Genomic DNA, 18,099 nt, shown 5'->3' on the forward strand with positions numbered 1-18,099 from the left:
TTCGGCGCTCAGATGTTCGTATATTTTTCCCATGCAACGCATCCTAACTGAGGCTGTTGCACTTGTATTTTGAAACCGCCAGGCAAAAGAAAGCGGCTCAAACCGCTAATGCTAAGTGGGGCCCGTGGTCTGCTGCGGGTAGTGGTGCGACTGGAATCCGTGCTCTCGCACACTCCACGCTAGTGACAAAGGTGTCATCAGCTCCCACTCCGCACTGCGTGCGTCGCGGACGGGTCTGCATGGGAAACCACGGGCTTCGGTTGAGGTCCGTGGGGGCCGTCGGCTTCGCCTCGGCGACGCGCCTCTGCATTCAGCGCGGAACGCCCTCTTTAAACGATATGCCGGTGTGCTGAATCACCGCCCCTCCCCGCTCCATCCTGCCCCAATCACAGCCACGGTCGCGTTCGCATCTGCGGTTGCCGTTGCCGTTGGCGTTGCAATCGGAATCGAGATGGTGATGGCGGTGCAATGACGAGCCACGACCCGTCGGCGAGGCGTAGGAGTTAAACGTAGAGGGAGGTTTTAAGAAGTGCTCTTCGGCGCGCGCAGCGCCGCCGGAAGTATGACGCCCTTGTCACAAGCGTATGCAGGTGCACGAACCCAGATTCCAGATGCACCACTACCTGTAGCAGACCACGGGCCCCACTTAGCATTAGCGGTTTGAGCCGCTTTCTTTTGCCTACTTTTCTTTGCGGCAGGCAAAGAAAAGTAGGTGCCGCCCCGCACAGGGGCAACGCTAATAGACCACTAACAAAGCAAGGAAAGGCACCAAAGCCAGAACAAGGCCAAAGCGCCAGGAACACGAACAAAAGCGCCGAGCAGGCAAAAAAACCAGAACCCTCATTTCGCCAACTTAGAATGCCGGCGAGAATACCCAAAATAAATAACCATCCCAATCAGTAACCAAACAACAAACGCCACCCAGGTAACAGCCTGAAGATTGAGCATCAAAAACAGACAAGATGCGACAGCCAACACCGGCACCACCGGCACACCAGGACACCGGAACGCCCTCGGCAACTCAGGATGCGTCTTCCGCAAAACCAGCACCGCAATCGACACCATCGAAAACGCAGCCAACGTGCCGATGTTGATCAGCTCAGCCAGCACATTCAACGGCACCAACGCACCGATCAGCCCGAAGAAAATCCCCACAAGCCACGTCGTAAAGAACGGCGTCGCAAACTTCGGATGCACCCGGGAAAGCCGTGCAGGCAACAACCCATCCCGCGACATCGCGAAAATCACGCGCGTCTGGCCATACGCCATCACCAGAATCACCGTCAGCATGCCCAACACGGCGCCAAGGTCGATAAAGCCCGCTACCCACTTCTGACCGGCCACCTGCAACGCGTACGACACCGGGTGCGAAATGTTCGCGAACTGCGCCGACGGCACGATACCCGTGACCACAGCCGCCACCGCGACGTACAGCACCGCGCACACGCCCAGCGACGCAATAATTCCGATCGGCAAATCGCGCTTCGGATCCTTCACTTCCTCCGCCGCGGAAGACACCGAATCGAACCCAATGAACGCGAAGAACATCACCGCCGCCGCGCCGAACACGCCGTTCCAGCCGTTCGGCATGAACGGATGCCAGTTCGCCGGCGTCACGTGGAAAACGCCCACGCCGATCACCAGCAGCACCACGATCACCTTGATCGCCACCATGATGTTGTTGATGCGCGCGGATTCACGCACGCCAAGCGACAACAGTGCCGTGATCGCCATCATCACAAGGAAAGCGGGCAGGTTGAACCATGTCTCGTGCCCCGGCAAAGCGCCCGGCGCCGCCGTCAGCGCGACCGGCAAGCTCACGCCGAAGCCCGACAGCAGCGATTGCAGATAGCCCGACCAGCCGACCGATACCGCCGACGTAGCCAGCCCATACTCGAGCATCAAGTCCCAGCCGATGATCCACGCGGCCAGTTCGCCGAGCGTCGCGTACGAATACGTGTAGATGGACCCCGCAACCGGAATCGTCGAGGCGAACTCGGCATAGGCGAGCGCGGCGAATCCGCAGGCAATCGCCGCGATCAGGAACGACACCATCAGGGCCGGGCCGGCTTGAACGGCACCCGTGCCGGTCAGCACGAAAATGCCGGTGCCGATAATGGCGCCGACGCCGAGGAAAGTCAGGTCGAGTGCGCCGAGCGCTTTCTTCAGGCCGGCGTTCTGAGCGCTCGCGGCGATCATGTGCTCGACGCTCTTCTTGCGGAACAGGGACATTGGCGGTGGGTCTCCAGTAGTGCACGCATCTTGCGCGCCGAATGTCAGGGGAAACCCGCGATTTTAACGGATGCGCGCCTTTGCACCATTTTGGGACGGTGTTTTTAGCGTCTGAAGGGGAGGCGAAAAATGCCTGATGAAAGCGATTTGGGCGTGGCGTTTGCCTGAGCGCAACGCGTGGTGGAAAGCCTTTCGCGCGCCGCACGACCCATCGGGTGAAATCGCGCGCCCGTGCGATCGCACCGGCGCTGGTTGAAGCTTATTTAGCGATCTGGGGAAGAAAGCTTTAACCGGCCATCAACCGGCCATCGCCGGATTCAAGTCGACGAGACGGTTGCTCATCACATAGAAGGTCAGCTCGGCGTTATTGCGCAGCTTCATCTTTTCGAGCAGCCGGGTGCGGTACACGCTGACCGTCTTCACCGAGAGCGATAGCGTCATGGCGATATCCGTGAGCCGCTTGCCGGACGCGAGCATGCATAGCGTCTGGTATTCGCGGTCCGAGAGCTTTTCGTGCGGCAATTGTTCGCCGTCGAAGGAGACATAGTCCGCCAGCGCTTCGGCCATGGCCGGGCTGACGTACTTGCGGCCCGCCGCGACCTGCTGGATTGCGCCGATCATCTGCGCGGCGTCGACCGTCTTCGACAGGTAGCCGGCGGCGCCGGCCTTCAGCGCGCGCACCGCGTACTGGTCCTCGCGGTACATCGAGAACATCAGTACGGCCACGCGCGGCGCCTTGCGCTTCAAACGCTTGAGCACTTCGACGCCGTTCATGTCCGGCAGCGAAATGTCGAGCAGCACCACGTCGTAACTGTGTTGGGAAACGGCCTCGAGCGCTTCGGCGCCGGTTTGCGCCTCGGTGACTTCGCGCGCCACGCCGCGGTCGAGCAGCAACTGGCGGACGCCCTGGCGAACCACCGCATGGTCGTCGGCGAGGAGGATGCGCAGGCTCATGATGGCGTGCTCACGATTGCAGCGCGCGACGCTCGGCGCCCGGTGCGCTTGCCAGCATCGCGTCCCAGGCAAAGCGGGCCTGCACGAGCGTGCCGCGCGACGCGGTGCCGCTGTCGCCGCGGCCTGAGGCGATTCGCCGGGCGCTGATCCGCAGCGTGCCGTCGAAGGCGGCGCAGCGCGCCTGCATACCGCTCAGGCCGAAATGGCCGCGACGGCTGCGGGCGGTGCGTGTCAAGCCGATGCCGTCGTCGCTGATGATCAAGGTCAGGTGGCGGCGGCCGGCCTCGATCCGCACGTCGGCGGATTCGGCGCGTGCGTGCTTGGCAATATTGTTCAGTGCTTCCTGGGCGACCCGGAACACGGCCAGTGCCGCGTCGCTGGGCAGGCGCGTGAGCCGTACATCGGCGGCGCAGACGAAACTCGTACGCAGGTTCGTGCGCGCGGCGAAGTCGCCGGTCCATTGCGCCAGCGCGCCGACAATGCCCGCCTCGAGCGATGGCGCATGCAGTTCCGCGACGGCCTGGCGGCTGGCGGCGCACACGGCGTCGAGCGAGCGATTGGCAACGGCGAGCGCGGCCGCGCACTGCGGCGGCGCATCGGCGGGCAGCCAGGTTTCGACGCCGGCAAGGGCGAAGCGCGTCGCGGTCAGCTCGGCACCGACGCCGTCGTGCAACTCGCGCGCCACATGGCGGCAGGCAGCTTCCTGTGCCTGGACGAGCTCAGCCGACAGTTGGCGTACGCGGGCGCGCAGCTGCGCGAGCTCGCGCTCAGCAGCAGAGGGCGGCGCGGCGTGCGCAAGTGAAGGCGGGATGTGGGCGCTAAACGGGACGACGGTCGACGTATCCATGACTTTCCCTCTCAGGAAGCAGTGCGAACGGCGAAGCAGGTGCGCATCGGCGGCGCGAAGACGAAAGAACGCATGCGAGTCTCTGGCCTCCAGTGACGTCCGTTACGCGTTGTGCGCGATGGACAGATTGCTACGTCGCGGCGTAACGAAATTTACATTCAGTAACAAGTCGACCGTACGATGGGTGTCATATTAATCCGACTAATCGTGCGCCGCGATGATATCTCAAAAAAAGAAAAAAATGCAGGTGCACCAAGGGTTAGCGCCTACATTTGACGCAATGGTTGATGTCGTGCGGCGTTGGTATTGTAGGAAGAATGCTGACATCAAATGTCAGGGCGATGGCGGCGATTTGTAACTGCGCAACAAAAAAGGAGCCCGAAGGCTCCTTTCTGTTGACGAGGCGGCGTGGGCCGCTCAATTTGCGCGTCTGCTTAGCCGACGAACGCCTTTTCGACCACGTAGTGACCCGGCGCGTTGTTGCTGCCTTCCTGGAAGCCCGCGTCGTCGAGCAGCTTGCGCGTGTCGCGCAGCATGTGCGGGCTGCCGCAGAGCATCACGCGGTCGTTTTCGAGCGAGAAGCCCGGCACGCCGAGGTCGGCGAACAGCTTTTCGGTTTCGATCAGCTCGGTGATGCGGCCGCGGTTCTGGAACGCTTCGCGCGTCACCGTCGGGTAGTACAGCAGCTTTTCCTGCACCAGCTCGCCCAGATGCTCGTGCGCCGGCAGGTGATCCGTGATGTATTCCTTGTACGCCAGCTCGTCGACGAAACGGCAGGTGTGCGTCAGAACCACGCGCTCGTAGCGCTCGTAAATGTCAGGATCTTTAATGATCGACATGAACGGCGCGAGACCCGTGCCGGTGGACAACAGCCACAGGGTCTTGCCCGGCAGCAGGTTGTCGGCCATCAGCGTGCCGACCGGCTTCTTGCCGATCAGGACTTCGTCGCCGACCTTCAAATGCTGCAAACGCGACGTGAGCGGGCCGTCCTGCACCTTGATGCTCAGGAATTCGAGGTGCTCTTCGTAGTTCGCACTTGCAAGGCTGTAGGCGCGGATCAGCGGCTTGCCGTCGACTTCGAGGCCCACCATCGTGAACTGGCCGTTTTCGAAACGGAACGACGGATCGCGCGTGCAGGTGAAGCTGAAAAGCGTATCGGTCCAGTGATGGACGCTCAGGACTGTTTGTGAATTCAGGTTGCTCATGGCTTCTTGGATAGTGCGAAAACAAAGGCGGCCAGTCGTTTTAGCCGGCCGGCACGGCAAGGGCGATGCTGCGCTAACCCGAGATCGGGAATCACGCGCAATCCGCTATTTTACCGCGCCCGCTGCCCGAGGGCTCTGGCGCGGCGGTTGAGCGTGGTGAAGCGGGTTACCGGACCTGGAAGCGTCGGCGTCGACGGTTGTGACGATCGGCGCCGCGAAGGACGTTGGCGTGGTTGCAGCCGCGCTTCAGCAAGGGTACGGCGATGGGCGAAAACCGCGCAGGGCGGCTGCCATCGGCTGTCCGGCATGCGCCGGATAGGCGCCCCGCGCGGGCAACATTTTCAGGATGATACCGAAACCCGCCGTGCACCGCAGCATTGACCCTGCTGATAAAACTGGCAAAAGGGCGGGAGGTCGGTGCGAAAGTTGAGGAAATTGGGCCGTAAAGGCGAGACGCGCAGGGCGAACACGTTCAATTATGTTCGCGCTGCCTGGTCTTGCCGGTTGGTACACAAAGGCGGATTGGCGCTTGGACGAAGAGCCGGAATCCGCTGAGAAATAAGGATTCCAGCGTTTCCTGTTTTGATTACGCCGGAGCCGTCACGCGCTTCTTGCCGCGCTGCTTCAGCACTCTCGCCTGCAGCACGATTACCAGCAGCAGGAACACCCCGCGAATCACCGATTGCCAGTACGCCGACAGGCTGATGAACCCCAGGCCGTTTTCGAAATTCAGCAGATTGAACACCAGCCCGAGCAACAGCACGCCGGCGATCGTCATCGCAATCGAGCCTTCGCCGCCGGTGAGTAAGGTGCCGCCAAGTACTACCGCGGAGATCGCGAACAGCTCCCAGCCGACGCCTTCGTTCGGTTGCCCCGCGCCGAACTGCGCGGCGAGGATTACGCCCGCCATGCCGGCGAGCAGCCCGCTCACGGCATAAGCCATCACCAGCGTGCGGTCGACGTTCAGGCCCATCAGCCGCGCCGCTTCCTCGCTCCCGCCGATGGCCAGCGAATGCCGCCCGAAGCGCGTGCTGCGCAGCGCGAGCCAGCCGGCGATTGCGGCGACCGCCGCGACGATCCCCGGGATCGGCAGGCCGAACAGATCGCCTTGACCGAAGTTGCCGAAGTTCGAGTCGGCGGCAATCGACACAGCATCGTTCTTGCCCAGCAGCAGCGCGACGCCGTGCGCGCCGAGGCTGGTCGCGAGCGTCACGATGAAGGGCAGGATTTTCAGCCGCGTGATGATCAGGCCGTTGAGCACGCCGACGGCCATGCCTGCCGCGCAACCGGCCGCGACCGCGACCCAGCCGCCGTACACGCTGGTCAACGCGGCGACGACGCTCGCCAAAGCCGCCACCGTGCCGACCGACAGGTCGATCCCGCCCGTGATGATCACGAAGGCCATACCGATCGAGATCAGCGCGAACATCGAGTTGTAGCGCCAGAACGAGGTGATGTTGTAGGCCGAGCCGAAATGGTCGTAGCGCACAAGGCCGAGCACGATCAGCGCGACCAGAGCAAGCAGGATAGGAAGGTTCTTTTTCATCGCATCGAATCCGAAGTGTCCTGGAGGCGTTAGCGCGAGCGCCGCTGCACATAAACCGCCGCGACGATGATGCCGGCCTTCACGACCAGTGCCGCCGCGTCGGGAATGCCGTGCGCGAGCAGCGTATAGCGCAGCAACTGGATGATCAGCGCGCCGATCAGCGTGCCGCCGATATACGCCTTGCCGCCCGTCAGCGCCGTGCCGCCGACCGCCACTGCGGCGATCGCGTCGAGTTCGACGCCGAGCCCTACCACGTTCGCATCCGAGGACGAGTTCACCGAAATCGAAATCAGCCCCGCTAACCCGGCGAGCGCGGCGCACAACGTGTAAGCGATCAGCTTGACCGTGGCCGTCGGCACGCCGCACAGATAGGCGGCCTTTTCGTTGCCGCCGGTAATCAGCAGATACTGGCCGAACAGCGTCTTGCGCACGATCCACGCGAACAGCACGACCAGCGCAAGCATCAGCAGCACCTGGAACGGCACGCCGGCGACCTTGCCCAAAGCGATCCACTGGAAGGCGGGCGTGTTGAACGCCTGCAGGCTGCCATCAGTGACGACCTGGGCGATGCCGCGCCCGGCAATGAACAGCACCAGCGTCGCGACAATCGGCTGGACGGATAGCCTCGTCACCAGCAAGCCGTTGAAGACACCGCACGCGGCGGCGGCCAGCACCGGCAGCACGAATGCGAGCGCAATGCCGCCTGGTCCTGGAATATTCAGGAACAGCATCGGGGCGAGCGCCCCCGAGATCGCCATCGACGCGCCCACGGACAGATCGATGCCGCCCGTCGCCACCACCAGCGTCATGCCGATGCCGACGATCACGATCGTCACCACCTGCGTCATGTTGACGTTGAAGGTCTGCAGCGACCAGAAGTGCGGGGTGAAGATCAGGTTGAAGAGCACCATGGCGAGCAACACGATCACCTCGCGTTGCATGGCGAGATGACGCCATTTCTTCACCGTCGATGCAGCCGTGGCGCGCGGCGCGGCAGTAGCAGGCATCGGCGGTGCGGTTTCGTTATGCAACGACTCGGTGTGCAACTTAAGCGCCATGACGGTCGCCCTCCAACGCGTCTTCGATATGTGCGGTCTGGGCGGCTTCGACCAGTTGCGATTGACCTTCGCTGCCGTAGGCGATGGCATCCATGATCGCGGTTTCGCTCATGTCGGTGCCGTTCAGTTCGGCGACGGTGCGGCCGTCGCGGATCACCACCGCGCGGTCAGCCACGGCGGTCAGTTCTTCGAGTTCGGAGGCGGACAGCAGCACGGCGAGGCCCGCATCGCGCAGTTCACGCACGATCTTCGCCACGTCGGCTTTGGCGCCGACGTCGATGCCGCGCGTCGGCTCGTCGAGCAGCAATAGCGAAGGTTCGGCAGCGAGCCAGCGGGCGAGCAGGACCTTCTGCTGATTGCCGCCCGAGAGTTCGCGAATCGGCTGATCGGCCGAGCGCAGCTTGATGCCGAGCGACGCAATGAAACGGTCGACGATCACCTGCTGTTTCTTCACGTCGACCACGCCGTTCTTCGCCAGCGTGCGCAAGCAGACGAGCGTGAGGTTGTCGCGCACCGAGAGTTCGGGGACGATGCCTTCGGCTTTTCGGTCCTCGGTGAGGTAAGCCAGCCCACGCGCGATGGCATCCTGCGGCGACTTCAATGCCACCTTTTCTCCGCCAATCGACAATGAACCGTGTTCGAGCGGATCGGCGCCGAACATCAGGCGCATGGTTTCGGTGCGGCCCGAGCCGAGCAGGCCCGCGAGCCCCACCGCTTCGCCCGCGTGCACTTCAAGCGATACGTCGCTTACTTTCGGATGGGCGTTCAGGTTCGTCGCGGCGATCGCCTGCTTGCCGCGCCGCGCAAGGTTCGCCTCGCGCGCAGCGGCGTCTTCGTGCACGACGGCGGCGAGCGTACGGCCGAGCATCGTCGTGACGAGTTGCAGCTTGTCCATCTCCGCCATCGTGCTTTGCGCGACTGTCTGGCCGTCGCGCATCACGGTGACGCGGTCGCATAGCGCATACAGTTCGTCGAGCCGGTGCGAGACGAAAATCACCGCGCGGCCGTCGTCGCGCAGTTTGCGCACCACGGTAAAGAGCAATTCCACTTCGCGTTCATCGAGCGACGAGGTCGACTCGTCCATGATGACCATCTTCGCGTCTGACGAGACGGCGCGCGCCAACGCCACCATCTGCTGGATCGCGGTCGAATAGCGGCCGACCGGTTTCTTCACATCGATCTGCAAACCGAACGAATCGAGCAAGGCGGCGGCGCGTTGCTGTACCGCGCGCCAGTCGATCAGGCCGAAGCGGCGTGGCTCGCGGCCGAGGAAAATGTTTTCCGCCACCGAACGGAACGGCACCAGGTTGATCTCCTGATAGATCGTGCTGATGCCGGCTTCGCGCGCCTGCTTCGGCGTGCGGAAATCGACTTCGCGGCCTTCGAAGCGCACGCTGCCCGAGCCCCGCCGATAGGCGCCGGTCAGGATCTTGATCATGGTCGATTTGCCGGCGCCGTTCTGGCCGATCAGCGCATGCACTTCGCCGGCGGCCACGCTCAGATTGGCGCTGCGCAACGCAGGGACGCCGCCGAAGCTGATGCCGATGTCCTGCATCTCGAGCAGCGGCGAACGGGTAAGGGGAGAGTGCGGTGTCTGCGTGCCGGATTCCGTCACGGGGTGTCCTCCTGATGCGTGTGCTGCTTCACGTGCTGCTTTACGTGCTGCGTTATGCGCTGGGCCGTGCGAGCCGCTGTGGCCGTTCGTTCGGGCTCCATGCCGGCGGTGTCGTCGAACCATGTTACGCCGCATAAAAGCGAAGCGACGGTCCGTGCTGCCACGAACGCGTCGCTCCGAACCCTTCCCGTCACCCGCCCCCCGAGGAGACTGATTCGGGGCGGAGACGTCCTGTGGGCACAGCCCTCGAAGAGGCTTTCTCCGAGGTACGGAGCGCTTGGACACTCCGCTAAAGCGCTACCCTCAAGCTGCAAAATCGCGTGTACGGCGGCGGCTGTCGATCAATAGCCGTACTGCATGCTCTGCTGCACGTTGCTCTTGTCGTAGAAGCGGTCCGAGACCTTGACCCACGTCGGAATCTTTTCGCCCTTCGCGTAACGTTGAGCGACGTCGCAGGCGAGCGGGCCGAAGAACGGGCTCGACTGCACGCTCGCGCCGAGTTCGCCGGCGGCGATCGCGTCCATGCCACCCTTGGTGCCGTCGATCGTGACGATCTGGATGTCCTTGCCCGGCTGCTTGCCGGCGGCCTTGATCGCAGCGATCGCGCCGAGCGCCATTTCGTCGTTATGTGCGTAGACGGCGGTCACTTCCGGATGCGCCTGCAGCAGCGTTTCCATCACCTGGCGGCCCTTGTCGCGCGCGAAGTCGCCGCTTTGCGAGGCGATGATCGTCATGCCCGGGTTCTTCGCGATGATTTCGTCGAAGCCCTTCTTGCGGTCGTTCGCAGCAGACGCGCCCGTGGTGCCTTCGAGTTCGATGATCTTCGCCTTGCCGCCGGTCGCCTTGACGAGCCAGTCCGCCGCCCGATGACCCTGATCGATGAAGTCCGAGCCGATGAACGTGATGTAGTCGCGGCCCGCCTTGGCCACCGACTGATCGACGTCACGGTCCACCAGGATTACCGGAATGCCGGCCTTTTTAGCTTGCAGCACAACCGGCGCAAGCGGCTTTTCTTCGCGCGGCGGGAACACCAGCAGATCGACGTGCTGCGCGATCATGCTTTGAATGTCAGAAACCTGCTTGGAGTTGGAGCCGTTGGCGTCGGTCATCACGACCTGCCAGCCGCACTTCGCGGCGATGTCCTTGAAGCTCTTGGTTTCCGCGAGACGCCACGGATTGTTGCTTTCGGTCTGCGCGAAGCCGACTTTCAGCGGAGTCTTGGTAGGCAACTTCGGCAGCGCGTCGTCGGCGTGTGCCGTGGCGACGCCGAAACCGATGGCCAGAGCCAGCAGCGAACCTGCCAGCGGACGATTCTGCTGCCTGCGCGCGTGCTTGCGCGACTGCGTGTTGAGCGACGCCATTGTCTTCCTCCAGTACCTGGTGAGGTGTATTTGCTTTTTAGTGTTTCTCCTGTCGGCCGAGCTGATTCACCTCGACCGGACGTGCCGATTATTCCACCGGGAATTATTATCGGTCAATCACTAATAATATTAATTATTGGCTTTTCTGCCTCGGTAATTACCCTGACCGACCCGCGTTCGACGAGTGGTCCGTCGAGTTTGACGAGGCGATGCCGCACCGGCGCGCCCGCTGCGCGGTTGTGTTCTTCCTGCAGAAGGGTTTCGACGGCCCAGCGTCCCAGCTCGTAGTTCGGCAGCACCACCGTCGACAACGGCGGATGCGTGTGGCGGGCAATTTCCTGGTCGTCGTAGCCGAGCACGGACACGTCTTCGGGCACGCGCAGGCCGAGTTGCTTCAGGGCCTCGATCGCGCCCAGCGCGGTTAGATCGTTGGCGCAGAAAATGGCGGTCGGCGGATGCGCCTCGCGCATCAGGGAGAGCGTCATTTCAAAACCGACCCCCGAGCTCCAGTCGCCGTCGCGCACCAGTTCCGGCGCGTACGGCAGGTCGGCGGTGGCGAGCGCCGTGCGATAACCCTTGAGGCGGTCTTTCGAGGCGTCCTGCCACGGTTCGCCGTTGATATAGCCGATGCGCCGATGCCCCGACTGCAGCAGGTAGTCGGTCGCCAGATGGCCCCCCGCGACCTCGGCCGGCACTACTGACGACAACCCGCCCTCGCTCGTGTAGCAGTTCAGCAGCACGGTGGGCACCTGCGAGAGCGCCGCCGGCAAGGTGACCTTGCGGGTGTAGACGGTCGCGTAGATCACGCCGAACACGTGCGGGTTCGACAGCGTCGCATCGAGCACCTGCTTTTCGATGTCGGCGTTGCCGTGCGTCGAGTAGACGGCAAGCATCTTGCCGCTCGCATAGGCCGCATCGCGCGCGCCGTCGACGTTGACGACCGGATGCGGACTGGTCGAAATCTCATCGGCCAGATAGACGATCAGGTTGCGTTCATCGGCCGAAACCGATACCGGTTCGCGCAGCGACAGCCGGTAGCCGAGGTCGTGCGCGGCTTTCAGCACCTTGTTGCGGGTGGTCTCGGAGAATTTCGCGCCGGTCGCGTTGTTCAGCACGAGCGAGACAGTGGATTGCGACACGCCGGTGAGCTTGGCGATGTCGGTCATGGTCGGGCGGCGTTGAGTCGATTTTTTCATTGTGCGGGCCGCGCTGCAGCGGCGCTAAGGCAGAGGCATGCCGGTGGCATTCGTGATGCTGACGGTACCACTAATAATATGCGCGCGGCAACGCACGCTAACCCGCCATTTGGGAGATTTGGTAAGGCAGAAATCGACTGGTTTCGATGAATTTATTACTAATAATATTGACCGATGCGCTTTGGCGTGCGATTCTCGGTCGCGCGGACCTTGAGGGTTCCGCCGGCCGCGCGCTGTGCGCGGCACGTCATAGGAGACATCGATGGGCGTTCATGCCGCCATCTGCCTGAGGCCCAGCCTTTCCTGACCATGCGCGACGTTTCCTTGAATCCGATCCGGCCATTCGCAACTGGACTCACGTGGCTCGACGACCCCGCGCTCGCGCCGTCGCTTGTCACGCTGACGGCCGGCGCCATGCATGTGGTAGTCGCGCCTGATGTCGGCGGTGCGCTCGCGGCTTACTACGAGTCGACGCCAGAGGGCCCGCTGCATTGGCTGCGACCCGCCACGCAAGCAGCGTTCGATCAACGTGATCCGCTGCGCATGGCGAGCTTTCCACTCTTTCCCTATTGCAACCGGATTCGCGACGCGCGTTTCCAGTTCGACGGCGGCACAGTCGATCTGAACGGCAATGACCTGCGCTTTACGCATGCGCTGCATGGCAACGCGTGGCGGCATCCGTGGCAGGTGGTGGCGCGCACGGAGAGTTCGGTGGAATTGCACTTCGAACACGAACCGGATCCGCGGCATCCCGGCGACTGGCCGTTCCGTTATCGCGCACGGCAGCGTATCGAGCTGATCGGCGGCGCGTTGCGCATCACGCTGTCCGCGCAGAATCTTGGTGACCGGCCAATGCCCTTCGGCATGGGGCATCACCCGTACTATCCGCGCACCGCGCAGACCCGCGTCTACGCCGATGTGCAAGCTATGTGGCATGCCGACGCCGACGTGCTGCCCACGCATCTCGGCCCGCACCCGGCGGTCGAGGCGTTGCGCCACGGCATGTCGCCGGACGCGTTCGCGCTCGACAACAATTTCGCTAACTGGTCGCGCGAGGCGACGATTGCATGGCCCGACGAACACCGTCAACTGACGATGACCGCCGATGCGCCCTTCGATCACATGGTGATATTCGCGCCCGCCAACGATGCGCAACTGTGCGTGGAGCCGGTGACCAACACCACCGATTGCTTCAACGCGGTGGGCATGCGGGAGCAGGTGGGCGGCTGCGTGTTGCAGCCGGGTGAGGAGATCGCGGCGGCGCTGAACTGGACGCCGCGAAGAGGTTAATACGCGTAGGCCGGCAACTACACTGCCGGCTTTACGCTCACTCGACTCGCAACCGCGCCATATACGGCAAATGATCCGACAGCCACGCGGTTTCCTGCGTCGGCTGGATCCATTCGACCGGCTCCATGCCGCGCACGAACATCTTGTCGAGCGCGAGCGCCGGCGAGAAGGCCGGAAATGTACGGCCTGCTTCACCGAGTAGCGTGGCCACTTCCTGCAGGCCGTGTTCGGCGAAGAGCGGCACCGAGTCGTTGCGCCAGTCGTTGAAGTCACCGGCCAGCACCAGCGGACCTTCTGGCGCTTCCTTCGCGATCCAGTGCGCGATCCAGTTCATTTGCCGCAAGCGCGCCGAGCGTGTGAGCGCGAGATGCGCGCACAGCAGCGTGACCGAATGACCACCGAAGGTCGCCCGGGCCACCAGCAGTCCGCGCTTTTCGAAGCGATGCGCGGAGATATCCCAGCGCCCGCCGAGATCGAGCGGATGCGGTGACAGAATCGCATTGCCGTGCCGCCACGATGGCTTGAAAACGTTCGGCCCAAGCGCGATTTCGAGTTCGGCCGCGCGCGCGATCTCGGTGGCCTGACAGTGCCACACATCGCTCAACGGATCGGCGAGCGGTGAGCCGAAACTACTGGCCAATATCGGCGAGGGCATGCGCCGCGCCATCGCTTCCTGCAAAAAATACGCGTCCGCATGGGTCGACTGAACCCAGCGCTGCATCGCCTGCCAGGCCTGAAAGCCGAGCGGTGTGCGGCCCTTATGCAGATTCCAGCTGACCGCAATGAAATCCTTGGGCGCTGCGCTCTCGCGGATCAATTCTTCTGGGTTTCGCATGCCGCGTTGTCCACGTGTTCTGTTGGGGGCTTCGGTTGTTCGCCTGGGTTATCCGCTTCGGTGCGTGCAGTTCACATTGCACTAGTTCGCGCTGTTCGCAAGGCTTGCACGCACGCGATAAACCAGGTTCGGATTCTTGTCGACGATCGTCCAGCTGACCCACTGACCAGGCGGCACCTTCAGACCCGGATGGCTCGCGCTCACCTGACGCGGTTGCGGCGGCAACTTGCACCCGGTGTCGGTTTGTCGCGCGGCGTCTTCCTCGAATGTTTCCTGGGCTTCGATCGAAAGCGTGACCGCGCTCGCATCCGCCTGCAGCGGCGAGATCGTCAGCGTGCGCGCCAGATCGATGCTGCCGCCGGGCTGGTCTTTACAACCGACGTTATGCTGGACCATCTTGTGATGCGTGTCCGTGCGCGCCTGGCCGACGGTGGTGGTGCCGTCGAACGAATCGATCTGCTGGCCGTCGCGCATGACCTGCAACTGCCATTGCACGGACTGTTGCGTCGCCCCTTGTTGCGCGTTCGCAAGCAGCGAAGTGCCGAACAGCGCGGCGGCTAGCACGGCGACGATACTGGTTTTCCACATAGAAGGTTTCTCCGGTCACTGCATCCGGCAGAGTAGACAGAAGGCCATCTTACGCCTGATGGGCTGAACGCCTTTCTGACACCTCAAACGGGGCCGGGTTCAGCAAAACACCATTTCCGATGAGAAGGTGAATCCTCAACGGGGCTGCCTCCGGGGCCTCGCAGGAAACATGCCCCTGTTAGCAGCAGACCCGCATGACTGCTGGCTTGCACGCGAATATGTCCTCGTTACACTGAACCTGAAACGGTGCCCATCAGGCGCCGCAGCAGCAAGACCAGCCAGACGGGGTGAGCGATGACAACAGCAATGGTCAAACAGGAAATCGCCGTGGCATCTTTCAGCAGGGTGTACGACCTCGATCAGGTCGAGACCGCGCTGAACGAGCTCAGCGAAGGGGCGAACGAGGCGCTGCGCGCCACGTACGAAAAGATGCTCAAAACCGGCAATCTGCGCTTCTGCGTCAAGCCGAACCGGATGCCGTCGATCGACGATCTGATCGACGCGCTGCCCAACTTCTCGGAACCGCTCGACGACATCCGCAAGCAGGTCGCCTTGTGTCTCGAGACCGAAGACCGGCTCGAACTGATGCCGATCCTGTTGCTCGGCGACCCAGGCATCGGCAAGACGCACTTTGCCAAGCAACTGGCGCGCATACTCGGCACCGCATACCAATACGTAGCGATGAGTTCGCTGACAGCGGGGTGGATTCTGTCGGGCGCATCGTCGCAATGGAAGAACGCGAAGCCGGGCAAGGTGTTCGATGCGCTCGTGAACGGCAGCTACGCAAACCCCGTGATAGCCGTCGACGAAATCGACAAGGCCACTGGCGACTCGCAATACGACCCGCTCGGCGCGCTTTACGCGCTGCTCGAACACGACACGGCGCAGACGTTTATCGACGAATTCGCGGAGATTCCGATCAATGCCGGCCACGTGATCTGGATCGCGACCGCGAACGACGAACGCTCGATCCCAGAGCCGATTCTGAACCGGATGAACGTGTATGAGATTCCGCCGCCGGATCGTGATGGCGCGCGCCGTATCGCTCAATCGATTTACGACGAGATTCGTTCGGCGCATAACTGGGGCCTGCGCTTTCCCGAAACGCTCGGCGACGCCGCGCTCGATGCGCTGAAGCGGGCCTCGCCGCGCGAAATGCGGCGTGCGATCCTGAATGGCTTCGGCGCGGCGCGTATCGACGGGCGCGATCGGATCGAAGCCGGCGATATCCGCCTGGATTACGGAAATCGCAGGAAACCGATCGGTTTTTGAGTGTTTTTGCCCTGTTTTTGGCAGAAAACCGTCTTCGGACGGCTTTCTGCCGACGCGAAACAGGCGGTTCGACACTTAAAACAGGATGAATGTCGCAGCAATTGTTGCGAGTTTCGCGATTTCGCAGGGCGCGGAGCGATGCCATCGCGCGCATCAAGAATCGAGCGCGACAACCGTCGACGGCGTACACTGGTCTTGTCCGGCCCATACGTTTAAGCCCTGCTCAAGACCGAATGCCCGCAGTCGTCTGACTGCGGGCATTTCTGTCTGTGCAGCGTCGTACAATTTTGTAGAACGGTTGCGTAAGGCCAGGTGCGTTCGACAGCGAGCGGTGTGCGGTCCTCGATAGCCGTACCCTGTCTTCATGAATATCGGGTGAACGAGGCAGCGCGCGGCGAGGTTAGCCGCGTCAAGGGACATGGATCAGATCGAATGTGTAGTGATCGGCGCTGGCGTCGTCGGTCTTGCCGTGGCGCGCGCATTAGCGGCGCGCGGGCGCGAGGTGATCGTGCTGGAAGCGGCCGAAGCGATTGGCGTGGGCACCAGTTCGCGCAATAGCGAAGTGATTCACGCGGGAATCTACTACCCACGCGGTTCGTTGAAAGCGGCGCTTTGTGTGCGCGGCCGGGAGATGCTCTACGACTACTGCGTCGAGCACAACGTGCCGCATTCGCGCTGCGGCAAACTGCTGGTCGCCACCTCGCGCAATCAGATTCCTCAGCTCGAAAGCATCATGGCAAAGGGCCGTGAGAACGGCGTGCTCGACCTGATGCGAATCAACGGCGACCAGGCGCAAGCGCTCGAACCCGCGCTCGAATGTGTGGAAGCGGTGTTCTCGCCGCAGACGGGCATCGTCGATAGTCATCAACTGATGCTGGCGATTCAGGGCGACGCCGAGCGCGACGGCGCGGTGTGTGCGTTCCATGCACCGGTCGAGGCGATCGAAGCGAGCAACGGCCGTTTCATCATCAAGGTGGGTGGCGGCGCGCCGACCACGATCAGCGCCGCCTGCGTGATCAATAGCGCCGGTTTGCAGGCGAATGCGCTGGCGCGCTCGATTCGCGGCCTCGATGCGCGGCATGTGCCGCCGCTTTATCTCGCGCGCGGCAACTACTTCAGTATCTCTGGGCGTGCGCCGTTCAGCCGTCTGATCTATCCGATGCCGAACGAAGCCGGCCTCGGCGTGCATCTGACGATCGATCTCGGTGGCCAGGCGCGTTTCGGTCCGGACGTCGAATGGGTCGATGTGATTAATTACGACGTCGATCCGCATCGCGCGGATTCCTTCTACGCGGCGATTCGCGCGTACTGGCCCGCGCTTCCTGACGACGCGTTGCAGCCCGCTTATGCAGGCATTCGTCCGAAGCTTTCCGGACCGGGCGAGCCCGCAGCCGATTTCGTAATTCAAGGTCCGGCCGCGCATGGCGTGCGTGGACTCGTCAATCTGTTCGGAATTGAATCGCCTGGATTGACGGCGTCGCTTGCGATTGCTCAGCGTGTCTGCGAGTTGAGCGGGCGCGCTTGATTGTCGCACCCCTCGCGTTCGCGTCCCGCGGCTCAGGCCATGCGATCAACAGGCATTCCGAGCGTACAACGCGCGCGCGGACTCGTACCAATTCGGTTATCTCTATCATTTGGGCCGTCACGCGCGACGGCTTCATTGCTATCCTTGGGGACCGCTGTCATCAGAACGGCGATCAGTTCAATATAAATGGAGTGAGTCCCCCATGAAATCTTCCCGTCGTACGTTTTTGATCACCAGCATTGGTGTGGCATCCACGTTCGCCCTGTCGCGTCAGGCTTTCGCGGACGCACCGAAGGTCGCCGAGACCGATCCGACCGCACAAGCGCTTGGCTACAAGGCCGACGCGAGCAAAGTCGACAAGGCCAAGTTCGCGAAATACGCAGCGGGCCAGGACTGCGGCAACTGCAGCTTCTATCAAGGCAAGGCAACCGACGCCTACGCCGGCTGCCCGATGTTCGCGGGCAAGCAGGTCGCGAGCAAGGGTTGGTGCAGCGCATATAACAAGAAGGCCTGATTCCGTTTCAGCCGCACACACATTCAGTGTCGCGGTAAGTGCGTCGCAACATTGCGGCGCC

At 62.6% G+C, this 18,099-nt stretch carries 15 protein-coding genes; 4 read left to right on the top strand and 11 right to left on the bottom strand.

Annotated elements, in window-relative coordinates:
• Positions 1–840: 840 nt before the first annotated feature.
• The 9 genes from R8871_RS18730 to R8871_RS18770 all read right to left on the bottom strand — a co-directional run bounded on the left by R8871_RS18730 (position 841) and on the right by R8871_RS18770 (position 11,984).
• Entirely contained in the window at positions 841–2,232 is a 1,392-nt protein-coding gene (locus R8871_RS18730) for an amino acid permease (RefSeq protein ID WP_175051819.1), read from the bottom strand.
• 297 nt (positions 2,233–2,529) lie between these two features.
• The gene (rqpR, locus tag R8871_RS18735) at positions 2,530–3,186 is read right to left on the bottom strand and encodes a response regulator transcription factor RqpR (protein WP_175051820.1); all 657 of its coding nucleotides are present in this window, start codon (positions 3,184–3,186) and stop codon (positions 2,530–2,532) included.
• Between the two features lie 10 nt (positions 3,187–3,196).
• Positions 3,197–4,033 carry a sensor histidine kinase gene (locus R8871_RS18740; RefSeq protein WP_175051821.1) on the bottom strand — a complete coding sequence of 279 codons (837 nt, stop codon included), beginning with the start codon at positions 4,031–4,033 and terminating at the stop codon, positions 3,197–3,199.
• Between the two features lie 434 nt (positions 4,034–4,467).
• Positions 4,468–5,238: a ferredoxin--NADP reductase gene (locus R8871_RS18745; RefSeq protein ID WP_175051822.1), complete on the bottom strand. Its 771-nt coding sequence runs from the start codon at positions 5,236–5,238 to the stop codon at positions 4,468–4,470.
• Positions 5,239–5,824: 586 nt separating this feature from the next.
• Positions 5,825–6,784, bottom strand: a complete 960-nt coding sequence (locus R8871_RS18750; RefSeq protein WP_175051823.1) for an ABC transporter permease — start codon at positions 6,782–6,784, stop codon at positions 5,825–5,827.
• 29 nt (positions 6,785–6,813) lie between these two features.
• Positions 6,814–7,791, bottom strand: a complete 978-nt coding sequence (locus tag R8871_RS18755; protein ID WP_175052177.1) for an ABC transporter permease — start codon at positions 7,789–7,791, stop codon at positions 6,814–6,816.
• Positions 7,792–7,831: 40 nt separating this feature from the next.
• On the bottom strand, positions 7,832–9,397 hold the full coding sequence (locus R8871_RS18760; protein ID WP_246287633.1) for a sugar ABC transporter ATP-binding protein: 1,566 nt from the start codon (positions 9,395–9,397) through the stop codon (positions 7,832–7,834).
• A 401-nt stretch (positions 9,398–9,798) separates the two neighbouring features.
• Positions 9,799–10,818, bottom strand: coding sequence for an ABC transporter substrate-binding protein (locus R8871_RS18765; protein ID WP_175051825.1), 1,020 nt, complete (start codon positions 10,816–10,818; stop codon positions 9,799–9,801).
• Positions 10,819–10,931: 113 nt separating this feature from the next.
• On the bottom strand, positions 10,932–11,984 hold the full coding sequence (locus R8871_RS18770) for a LacI family DNA-binding transcriptional regulator (RefSeq protein WP_175052178.1): 1,053 nt from the start codon (positions 11,982–11,984) through the stop codon (positions 10,932–10,934).
• Positions 11,985–12,323: 339 nt separating this feature from the next.
• Between R8871_RS18770 and R8871_RS18775 the strand changes: the two genes are divergently transcribed.
• Positions 12,324–13,304, top strand: coding sequence for an aldose 1-epimerase (locus tag R8871_RS18775; RefSeq protein WP_175051826.1), 981 nt, complete (start codon positions 12,324–12,326; stop codon positions 13,302–13,304).
• Positions 13,305–13,341: 37 nt separating this feature from the next.
• Here the strand turns inward: R8871_RS18775 and R8871_RS18780 are convergent, their stop codons facing one another.
• Entirely contained in the window at positions 13,342–14,139 is a 798-nt protein-coding gene (locus R8871_RS18780) for an endonuclease/exonuclease/phosphatase family protein (RefSeq protein ID WP_093644867.1), read from the bottom strand.
• Between the two features lie 81 nt (positions 14,140–14,220).
• Positions 14,221–14,727: a hypothetical protein gene (locus tag R8871_RS18785; protein ID WP_175051827.1), complete on the bottom strand. Its 507-nt coding sequence runs from the start codon at positions 14,725–14,727 to the stop codon at positions 14,221–14,223.
• Between the two features lie 294 nt (positions 14,728–15,021).
• Between R8871_RS18785 and R8871_RS18790 the strand changes: the two genes are divergently transcribed.
• The 3 genes from R8871_RS18790 to R8871_RS18800 all read left to right on the top strand — a co-directional run bounded on the left by R8871_RS18790 (position 15,022) and on the right by R8871_RS18800 (position 18,038).
• On the top strand, positions 15,022–15,999 hold the full coding sequence (locus R8871_RS18790) for an AAA family ATPase (protein WP_175051828.1): 978 nt from the start codon (positions 15,022–15,024) through the stop codon (positions 15,997–15,999).
• Positions 16,000–16,417: 418 nt separating this feature from the next.
• Positions 16,418–17,524, top strand: a complete 1,107-nt coding sequence (locus R8871_RS18795; protein ID WP_175051829.1) for an NAD(P)/FAD-dependent oxidoreductase — start codon at positions 16,418–16,420, stop codon at positions 17,522–17,524.
• Between the two features lie 202 nt (positions 17,525–17,726).
• Positions 17,727–18,038, top strand: coding sequence for a high-potential iron-sulfur protein (locus R8871_RS18800; RefSeq protein ID WP_175051830.1), 312 nt, complete (start codon positions 17,727–17,729; stop codon positions 18,036–18,038).
• Positions 18,039–18,099: the final 61 nt, after the last annotated feature.

It is taken from the genome of Paraburkholderia sediminicola (assembly GCF_902859805.1).
In the GTDB taxonomy this organism is placed as follows: Bacteria; Pseudomonadota; Gammaproteobacteria; order Burkholderiales; family Burkholderiaceae; genus Paraburkholderia; species Paraburkholderia sediminicola.